Consider the following 9,708-nt stretch of genomic DNA (forward strand, 5'->3'; position numbering starts at 1 on the left):
CGCGCCGTCGGTAGCATCGGACGATGCCCAGCACTGTGCCGACCTCCACTCCCGACCTGCTGACGGCGTTGCGCGAGCGGGTCGTCGTTGCCGACGGCGCGATGGGCACGATGCTGCAGGCAGCCGAACACATCGGCGCCGGCCTCGATCTCGCCCGGGACTTCGAAGGCCACGAGGGCTGCAACGAGATCCTCAACGTCACGCGCCCAGACATCGTGCGAAGCGTGCACGACGCCTACTTCGAGGTCGGCTGCGACGCGGTCGAGACCAACACCTTCGGCAGCAACTGGGCGGCACTGGCGGAGTACGGCATCCCCGACCGGATCCGGGAGACGGCGCTGGCCGGCGCCCGCATCGCCCGGGAGTCAGCCGATGCCTGGTCGACCGCCGACCAGCCGCGCTACGTGATCGGTTCGGTCGGGCCGGGCACGAAGCTGCCGACCCTCGGCCACGCGCCCTACGCGAAGCTCCGCGACGCTTACCAGGAGCAGTGCGCGGCGATGATCGAGGGCGGCGTCGACGCCATCCTCGTCGAGACCGCGCAGGACCTGCTGCAGGTCAAGGCCGCCGTCGTCGGGGCGAGGCGGGCGATGACCGCGATGGACCGGCGCGTCGTGCTCATCACCCAGGTCACCGTCGAGCTGACCGGCACGATGCTGCTCGGCTCCGAGATCGGCGCGGCGCTGGCAGCCCTCGAGCCGCTGGGCATCGACGTGATCGGCATGAACTGCGCCACCGGCCCGGCCGAGATGAGCGAGCACCTGCGCTTCCTGGCCCAGCACGCCACCGTGCCCATCTCGGTGATGCCCAACGCCGGCCTGCCGCAGCTGGGTAGGCACGGCGCCGAGTACCCCCTGCAGCCGGTCGAGCTGGCCGATGCGCTCGAGGACTTCACGGCCACCTACGGGGTCGGGCTCGTGGGCGGGTGCTGCGGCACCACACCGGAGCACCTGCGGCAGGTCGTCGAGCGGGTACGGGGGCGCCAGGTCGCTGCTCGTACTCCGGTCGTGGAGCCCTCCGCCGCGTCGCTGTACGCGCCGGTGCCGTTCCGGCAGGACGCCGGCGTGCTGATGGTGGGCGAGCGGACCAACACCAACGGCAGCAAGGCCTTCCGGGAGGCGATGCTCGCCGGCGACTGGGAGAAGGTGGTCGACATCGGCCGCGAGGCCGTGCGGGAAGGCGCGCACATGATCGACCTGTGCGTCGATTACGTCGGCCGCGACGGTGCCGTCGACATGCGTGACGCGGCCTCGCGCCTGGCCACCGCTTCGACGCTGCCGATCATGCTGGACTCCACCGAGCCGCCGGTGATCGAAGCCGGCCTGGAATGCCTCGGCGGCCGCGCGGTCATCAACTCGGTCAACTTCGAGGACGGCGAGGGTCCGGAGAGCCGGTTCGCGCGGGTCATGCCGATCGTGAAGGAGCACGGCGCGGCCGTCGTCGCACTGACGATCGACGAGGAGGGCCAGGCGCGCACCGCCGAGTGGAAGCTGCGCGTTGCCGAGCGGCTCATCGCCACGCTGACGGGGGAGTGGGGGATGCGCGAGAGCGACATCCTGGTCGACTTCCTGACCTTCACCCTGGGCACCGGCCAGGAGGAGTCGCGGCGAGACGGCATCGAGACGATCGAGGCGATCCGGCAGCTGAGGGACAGGCACCCGGAGGTCGGCACGACGCTCGGACTGTCGAACATCTCCTTCGGCCTCAAGCCGGCCGTGCGGGTGGTGCTCAACTCGGTCTTCCTGCACGAGTGCCAGAAGGCCGGCCTGTCCAGTGCGATCGTGCACGCCAGCAAGATCGTGCCGATGAACCGGATCCCGGACGAGCAGCGCGAGTGCGCGCTGGATCTGATCTATGACCGCGCGCGCGAGGGCTACGACCCGCTGACTGCGCTGCTGGACATGTTCGAGGGCGTCGAGGCCGACAGCGGCGGCAAGTCCCGAAACGAGCTGCTCATGGAGCTGCCGCTCGACGAGCGGCTGCAGCGGCGGATCATCGACGGCGAGAAGAACGGCCTCGAGGCCGACCTCGACGAGGCGATGGCGCAGGGTCAGAAGCCGCTGCAGATCGTCAACGACACGCTGCTGTCCGGGATGAAGGTCGTCGGCGAGCTGTTCGGCTCCGGCGAGATGCAGCTGCCGTTCGTGCTGCAGAGCGCCGAGGTGATGAAGACCGCCGTGGCCCATCTCGAACCGCACATGGAGAAGGTCGAGGGCCAGGAGGGCAAGGGCAGGATCGTCCTGGCGACGGTCAAGGGCGACGTCCACGACATCGGCAAGAACCTCGTCGACATCATCCTGACCAACAACGGCTACACCGTGATCAACCTCGGCATCAAGCAGCCGGTCAACGCCATCCTGGATGCCGCGCAGGAGCATTCGGCGGACGTCATCGGGATGTCCGGGCTGCTGGTGAAATCGACGGTAGTCATGAAGGAGAACCTGCTGGAGATGAACAACCGTGGGATCTCCTCCGACTACCCGGTCATCCTCGGCGGCGCGGCGCTCACCCGCGCGTACGTCGAGCAGGACCTCGACGAGGTCTTCGACGGCGAGGTGAAGTACGCCCGCGACGCCTTCGAGGGGCTGCGCCTGATGGACACCCTGATGGCCGTGAAGCGCGGCGAGGTGGCGCCCGAGAAGCTCGCCGAGGATCAGGCCAAGGACGACGAGCGCAAGGCCCGGCACGCCAAGTCCCGCGCCATCGCCGAGGCCAGGGCCGCCCGCGAGGAGGAGCCGGAGGTCATCGGCCGCTCCGACGTCGCGAGCGACAACGTCGTGCCGACGCCGCCGTTCTGGGGCTCGCGGGTGGCCAAGGGCATCGCGCTGGGCGACTACGCCTCCTGGCTGGACGAGCGGGCGCTGTTCCTCGGGCAGTGGGGCCTGCGCGGCTCCCGCGCCGGCGACGGCCCGACGTATGAAGAGCTCGTGGAGACCGAGGGTCGGCCGCGGCTGCGCGCGTTGCTGGCGCAGGTGCAGGCCGAGGGGATCATGCAGGCTGCGGTGATCCACGGCTACTTCCCGGCCGTGTCCAAGGGCGACGACCTGATCGTGCTCGACCCCGAATCGGGCAACGAGCGGTGCCGGTTCAGCTTCCCGCGGCAGCGCCGCGACCGGCGGCTGTGCCTGTCCGACTTCTTCCGTTCCGAGGAGTCGGGGGAGACCGACGTGGTCGCCTTCTCCGTCGTGACGATGGGACGCCACGTCAGCGACGTCGCGAACGCGCTGTTCCAGAAGAACGCCTACCGCGACTACCTCGAGTTGCACGGGCTGTCGGTGCAGCTCACCGAGGCGCTGGCCGAGATGTGGCACGCGCGCATCCGCGCCGAGTTGGGCTTCGGCGCCGAGGACTCGGACGACCTGCAGGCGATGCTGTCCAAGCAGGCCTACCGGGGGTCGCGCTACTCCTTCGGCTATCCGGCCTGCCCCAACGTCGAGGACCAGGACAAGCTCGAGGTCCTGCTCGACTGGAAGCGCATCGGCGTCGAGCTGTCCGAGGAGTTCCAGCTGACCCCGGAGCAGTCGACGAGCGCGCTCATCGTCCACCACCCCGAAGCCAAGTACTTCGCCGCCCGATAGTGGAAGCCGTCCTGTGGGACATGGACGGCCTCCTCGTCGACAGCGAGCCGCTGTGGACGGTGGCCGAGGTGGAGCTCGCCGCGCTGCTCGGCGGCACCTGGGACGACGTCGTCAAGGCGCGCTGCGTAGGCACCCGGCTGGACGTCGCCGTCCCGATCATCCTGCACTACTACGGCGCGTCCGACACGCCGGAGCAGGTGGCGGAGTCCAGTGCCTGGCTGCTGCGCCGCATGGTGGAGCTCTACGCCTCCACGCTGCCGCTGATGCCGGGCGCCGAGGTGCTGCTCGCAACACTTGTCGCCGAGGGCGTGCCGATGGCGCTGGTGTCCTCCTCGTACCGCGTGCTGGTCGAGGCGGTCGTGGACACCGGCATCGGGCCGTTCGCGCTGACGCTGGCCGGGGACGAGGTGGTGCACGCCAAGCCCGACCCCGAGCCCTACCTCACGGCGGCCAAGCGGCTCGACGTCGACCCCGGGCGATGCGTGGTGCTCGAGGACTCGCCCCCCGGGGTCGCCGCGGCGGAGGCCGCCGGCTGCGCCGTCGTCGCCGTGCCGAGCGTGCCGGGGGTGACCTTCGCCCCTGCCGCACGTCGGTTGGTGGTCAGCTCGCTCACCCAGCTGACGCCGGCCGACCTGCGCGCGCTGGTCTGATCGCAGCTCCCCGCGCCGGTGGCGGTCGGCCGCTCCGGTGGACGCGGCCGGGCCGGTGGACGCGGCCGGAAAGTCGGCTGGTCGGCGCGTAGCCGCCCCCGCTGTGCTGCTCTGGTTCAGCTACCGGCGCGTCTGCCGTGCCGGGCCCGGCTCGACACGAGATCAAGATCTTCGGAACATCCACAGGGCCAGGGTCCTGTGGATGTTCCGAAGATCTTGCTCAGCTTCGGCGGCACCTGCGCCATCCACGACCTGCGACGCGCCGAGCTGCGGAGTCCCCCCACCCCGGCCCCCGCGCGGGGGGAGGCCCGTTCCGGGCTGAAAATTAGCGCAGCCCTACACCTGCTGTGCCCTCTCCACAGCGACACGCTGGTGCGGCAGCGGCTCGTCCGGGCCCGGCACCTGCTCGGGCCAGGGCGGCGGCGTGCCGCCGAAACTGGGGCACAGCGCCTGGTGGTCGCACCAGCCGCAGAGCTTGCTCGGTCGGGGCGGGAACTCGCGCAGCTGGGTGGCCCGCTCGACCGCCGCCCACAGGGCGAGCACCTTGCGCTCGGTGGCGACCAGGTCGGCCTCGTCGGGGGAGTACCGCAGCACCTCCCGATCGCCGAGGTACATCAGCTGGAGCAACCGGGGGATCTGCCCGGTGCTACGCCACAGGACGAGCGCGTAGAACTTCATCTGGAACAGCGCCTTGCCCTCGAAGGCCTCGCGAGGCGAGCGCGCGCACTTGTAGTCCACGACGCGAAGCTCGCCCGTGGGTGCCCGGTCCAGCCGGTCGACGATCCCGCGCAGCCGCAGCCCGCCGGGAAGGACGACCTCGACCAGCCGCTCCCGCTCGGCCGGCTCGAGCCGGGTCGGGTCCTCCAGCGTGAAGTAGCCGGCCAGCAGCTCGCGGGCGCTGTCGAGCCAGGCGACCAGCTCGCTCGGCTGCTCGAACAGGGAGGCCACCTCTGGCTCGGCCTCGAGCAGCCGCTCCCACTCCGGGCGCAGCATCCCGGCGGCCGCGTCGAGCGTGCGCCCGGCGGCGGGGAGGTCGTACAGGCGCTCGAGCACGGCGTGCACCAGCGTCCCGCGGGTGGCGGCCGAGGACGGCGCCTGCGGCAGGCGGTCGATCGTCCGGAAGCGGAACAGCAGCGGGCAGGTCATGAAGTCTCCCGCCCGGGACGGCGACAGCGAGCCGATGACCGGCGTCGGGAGGTCGACGGGAGGGGAGGCCTGCGCTGTCTCTGCGGTCATGACGCAGACGCTACGTCTGCCCTGTGACACGAACCGGCCGCAACGCCGTGTCGGTGGTGGCCAGCCCCTACGGCGGCTCGGCCGGGAGCACCCTCCGCGACTCCGGGCAGGTGATCCACAGGAAGAATGAGGTGATCCTGACCGGCCGGCGCACCTGAACATCCGCGTGGATCACGGGTGCGCGTGGAGCACTGCTGCGGGAGCCTCGCGCGACTGCGTCCGCCTCCCGTGTCGTCCAGGAGGTGGGAGGGTGCGCGAGCGACCGTGGAGAGAGGTGCGTCCTGTCCGATCCAGTGCTGGCTGCCGTGTTGTGCTCGCTGGCCGGGGCACGGACGGGGCACCGGGTGGCCGCCGTGGGCGCCGACCCGGTCGTCACCCGCGCACTGCTCGCGATGACCGGCACCACCGAGCTGGTCGAGGACGACGCGGCGGTCGTGATCGCCGGTGCGGCGTACGAGGTGCCGACCGCAATGCGCATGCTGGCGCCGGGAGGACGGCTGGTCGCCGTCGCCGCGGACGCCGCCGCCGCCCGACGGGTCGCCACCGCCGCCGGCCTCGAGCTGCGGCACGTCGAGCGGGTCGGGCAGCGTGTCGCCTGGTCCGCCGTACGACCCACCGGCCCGTAGGGTCGGTCCATGGCCACCCCCGCTCCCGAGGCCGCTGTCCGGGGAGGCGTCCAGGTCGGCCGCGTGCTCGGCGTCCCGGTGCTCGTCTCACCGACCTGGCTGCTGTTCGCCGGCTTCATCGTGCTGAGCTACGGCCCGTTGCTGACCGACCGCTTCGGCCCGACCCGCGCCTACGTCGGGGCGGCTTCCTTCGCGGTGCTGCTGCTGCTCAGCGTGCTGCTCCACGAGATCGGCCACTGCGTCGTCGCGCGGGCGTTCCAGCTGCCGGTGCGCAGCATCACGGTAACCCTCCTGGCCGGCCTGACCGAGATCACCGAGCCTCCGCAGACGCCCGCGAGGGAGTACGCCGTCGCCGTCATCGGGCCGATGGTCTCCCTGCTGCTCGCCGGACTGGGGCTGGCCAGCCTGCAGCTGTTCGAGCCGGACAGCCTCCCGTACCTGCTCGCCGCGATCGTCGCGATCTCCAACGGCCTGGTCGCCGCCTTCAACCTGCTGCCCGGACTCCCGCTGGACGGCGGCAGGGTCCTGCGGGCGGCGCTGTGGAAGCTGACCGGTGACCCCGACCGCTCCACCCGGGCCGCAGCCTGGGCCGGTCGCGGTGTGGCCGTCCTCGTGGTCCCAGTGCTGCTGCTCGTCGTGCTCCCGGCGACCGGGGTGACGTCGGCCAGCCTGGTGACCGTGCTGTTCACCGGCCTCATCGCCGCCTTCGTCTATGCCGGCGCGAGCGCCAGCCTGCACCGAGCCCGGTTCGTCGAGCGACTGCCGCTGGTCAGCGTCGCCCTGTTGGCCCGCCCGGCGCTCGAGGTACCTGCCGACCTGCCCCTGGCCGAGGCGGTGCGGCGGGCGCAGGAAGCGGGGCTGCGTGCGGTCGTGGTGACCGACAGCGCCGGCCGGCTGCAGGCCGTGGTCAGCGAAGCGGCGGTGCAGGCCACCCCCCAGGAACGCCGACCGTGGGTGACCGTCGGGACGGTCGCGCGCCGCCTCGAGGACGGCCTGCTGCTCGATCCGTCCCTCGAGGGGGAGCGGCTGCTCGAGGCGATGCGGGCAGCCCCCGCCAGCGAGTACGTGGTGCCCGACCCGGCCGGCCCATTCCGGGTGCTCGTCGCCGCCGACGTTGCCGAGGCGGTCACGCCGTAGCCTTGCTCCCTCGTGACCTCAGGAGCAGAACGCCGCCGCGGTCCGCTGCGGCCCGGCGACCAGGTGCAACTGACCGACCCCAAGGGGCGGATGCACACGATCACGCTCGAGGCGGGCAAGGCCTTTCACACCCACAAGGGGATCCTCGAGCACGACACCCTGATCGGCGGTCCCGAGGGTGTCGTCGTCACGATCGGCGCCACCAGCTATCTGGCGCTGCGGCCGCTGCTGGCCGACTACGTGCTGTCGATGCCGCGCGGGGCCCAGGTCGTCTACCCGAAGGACGCGGGCCAGATCGTCCAGATGGCCGACGTCTTCCCGGGCGCGCACGTCGTCGAGGCCGGCGTCGGCTCCGGCGCACTGACCATGTCGCTGCTGCGGGCCGTGGGTGAGAGCGGCCACGTCAGCTCGTACGAGCGGCGGGCAGACTTCGCCGCGATCGCCCAGCAGAACGTGGAGCGCTTCTTCGGCGCGCCGCACCCCGCGTGGAGCGTGACGGTCGGTGACCTGGCACAGGCGCTGCCGGCGTCGTCCACGGACCGGCAGGTGGACCGGGTCGTGCTGGACATGCTGGCTCCCTGGGAGGTCCTGGACGCCGTTTCCGGTGCGCTGCGACCGGGTGGAGTGGTCTGCGTGTACGTCGCCACCACCACCCAGCTGAGCAACACGGTCGAGGCCCTGCGGGCGCACGGCACCTTCACCGAGCCGCAGTCGTGGGAGTCGATGGTGCGCGGCTGGCACGTGGAGGGGCTGGCAGTACGGCCGGAGCACCGGATGATCGGGCACACCGGCTTCCTGTGCACCAGCCGCCGGCTGGCCGAGGGCGTCGAACCGCCGCTGCGCAGGCGCCGGCCCAGCAAGGGGATGGACGCCGCGGTGGAGCCGCCGGTCGAGCGCACCGAGCCGTTCCGGCCGAACCTGCCCTGACCCAGCCACTGCCCGGGGCGCGCCGGTTCGGCCGACAACCGGCGCAAGGCCTTGCCTCGTACATAGGATGCCCAGTACGACACAAGGTGGTGAGGTACGTGGCAGGAGCGCGCGGAGGCGCCTCGGGGGACGACGCGCACACGCGCGAGCTCTCCGAGCTGCAGGCCCAGATCGGTTACCTCGAGCAGGAGGTCTCCCTCCTGCGGAACAAGCTCGCGGACTCGCCCCGGCAGGTGCGCGCGCTGGAGGAGAGCCTGTCGCAGGCGCAGTCGTCCCTCGCCGGGCTGACGGGGCAGAACGATCGCCTGGTCGGGACGCTGCGGGAGGCCCGCGACCAGATCGTTGCGCTGAAGGAGGAGGTCGAGCGGCTGGCTCAGCCGCCGAGCGGCTACGGCGTCTTCCTCACGCGGCACGAGGACGACACGATCGACGTGTTCACCGGCGGCCGCAAGATGCGCGTCGCCGTCAGCCCGGACGTCGACCTCGACGAGCTCCGCAAGGGCCAGGAGGTCATGCTCAACGAGGCGCTCAACGTGGTGAAGGCACTGGCGTTCGAGACGCGCGGCGACGTCGTGATGCTCAAGGAGCTCCTGGCCGACGGGGAGCGTGCGCTCGTCATCGGGAACACCGACGAGGAACGCGTCGTCGCGCTCGCCCACTCGCTGCTGGACATCCCGCTCAAAGCCGGCGACTCGCTGCTGCTCGACACGCGCAGCGGCTGGGCGTACGAGCGCATCCCGAAGTCCGAGGTCGAGGAGCTGGTCCTCGAGGAGGTCCCGGACATCGACTACGGAGACATCGGCGGCCTGTCGGGGCAGATCGAGCAGATCCGGGACGCCGTCGAGCTGCCCTTCCTGCACAAGGACCTGTTCAAGGAGCACCAGCTGCGCCCGCCGAAGGGGGTGCTGCTCTACGGCCCGCCAGGCTGCGGCAAGACGCTGATCGCCAAGGCCGTCGCGAACAGCCTGGCCAAGAAGGTCGCGGAGGTGACCGGGAAGCCCGACGGGCGGGCGTACTTCCTGAACATCAAGGGGCCGGAACTGCTCAACAAGTACGTCGGCGAGACCGAGCGGCACATCCGCCTGGTGTTCCAGCGCGCCCGCGAGAAGGCCTCCGAGGGGACCCCCGTCATCGTCTTCTTCGACGAGATGGACTCCATCTTCCGCACCCGCGGGTCAGGGATCAGCTCCGACGTCGAGACCACCATCGTCCCGCAGCTGCTCAGCGAGATCGACGGTGTGGAGACGCTCGAGAACGTCGTGGTGATCGGCGCGTCGAACCGCGAGGACATGATCGACCCGGCGATCCTGCGGCCGGGTCGCCTCGACGTGAAGATCAAGATCGAGCGGCCGGACGCGGAGGCGGCGAAGGACATCTTCGGCAAGTACATCCGCTCGGACCTGCCGCTGCACGCCGACGATCTGGCCGAGCACGGCGGCAACCGGGAGGCGACCGTTGCCGCGATGATCCAGCGCACCGTCGAGCGGATCTACACCGAGGAGGAGGAGAACCGCTTCCTGGAGGTCACCTACGCCAACGGCGACAAGGAGGTCC

At 71.1% G+C, this 9,708-nt stretch carries 8 protein-coding genes; 7 read left to right on the forward strand and 1 reads right to left on the reverse strand.

Translation table 11 applies throughout. The features are described from left to right. The first annotated feature begins 23 nt into the window (after positions 1-23). Both metH and WD794_16950 read left to right on the forward strand, forming a co-directional pair. Positions 24-3,578, forward strand: coding sequence for a methionine synthase (gene metH, locus WD794_16945; GenBank protein ID MEX2292000.1), 3,555 nt, complete (start codon positions 24-26; stop codon positions 3,576-3,578). After that, positions 3,578-4,228, forward strand: a complete 651-nt coding sequence (locus WD794_16950) for an HAD family phosphatase (protein ID MEX2292001.1) — start codon at positions 3,578-3,580, stop codon at positions 4,226-4,228. Before metH ends, WD794_16950 begins: the two co-directional genes overlap by 1 nt. Before the next feature lie 336 nt (positions 4,229-4,564). Here WD794_16950 and WD794_16955 read toward each other — a convergent pair whose 3' ends face one another. Then, complete coding sequence (locus WD794_16955) at positions 4,565-5,464, reverse strand: PD-(D/E)XK nuclease family protein (protein MEX2292002.1); 900 nt, start codon at positions 5,462-5,464, stop codon at positions 4,565-4,567. Positions 5,465-5,487: 23 nt separating this feature from the next. Between WD794_16955 and WD794_16960 the strand changes: the two genes are divergently transcribed. The 5 genes from WD794_16960 to arc all read left to right on the forward strand — a co-directional run. Then, complete coding sequence (locus WD794_16960; GenBank protein ID MEX2292003.1) at positions 5,488-5,622, forward strand: hypothetical protein; 135 nt, start codon at positions 5,488-5,490, stop codon at positions 5,620-5,622. 195 nt (positions 5,623-5,817) lie between these two features. After that, positions 5,818-6,090, forward strand: coding sequence for a hypothetical protein (locus WD794_16965; protein MEX2292004.1), 273 nt, complete (start codon positions 5,818-5,820; stop codon positions 6,088-6,090). Positions 6,091-6,099: 9 nt separating this feature from the next. Further along, complete coding sequence (locus WD794_16970; protein ID MEX2292005.1) at positions 6,100-7,227, forward strand: site-2 protease family protein; 1,128 nt, start codon at positions 6,100-6,102, stop codon at positions 7,225-7,227. A gap of 12 nt (positions 7,228-7,239) precedes the next feature. After that, entirely contained in the window at positions 7,240-8,154 is a 915-nt protein-coding gene (locus WD794_16975; protein MEX2292006.1) for a tRNA (adenine-N1)-methyltransferase, read from the forward strand. Positions 8,155-8,312: 158 nt separating this feature from the next. Continuing rightward, positions 8,313-9,708, forward strand: a 1,396-nt coding sequence (gene arc / locus WD794_16980; GenBank protein ID MEX2292007.1) for a proteasome ATPase, incomplete at its 3' end; no start/stop codon positions are given.

The sequence above is a fragment of the Mycobacteriales bacterium genome (assembly GCA_040902655.1).
Classification (GTDB): Bacteria; Actinomycetota; Actinomycetes; order Mycobacteriales; family SCTD01; genus SCTD01.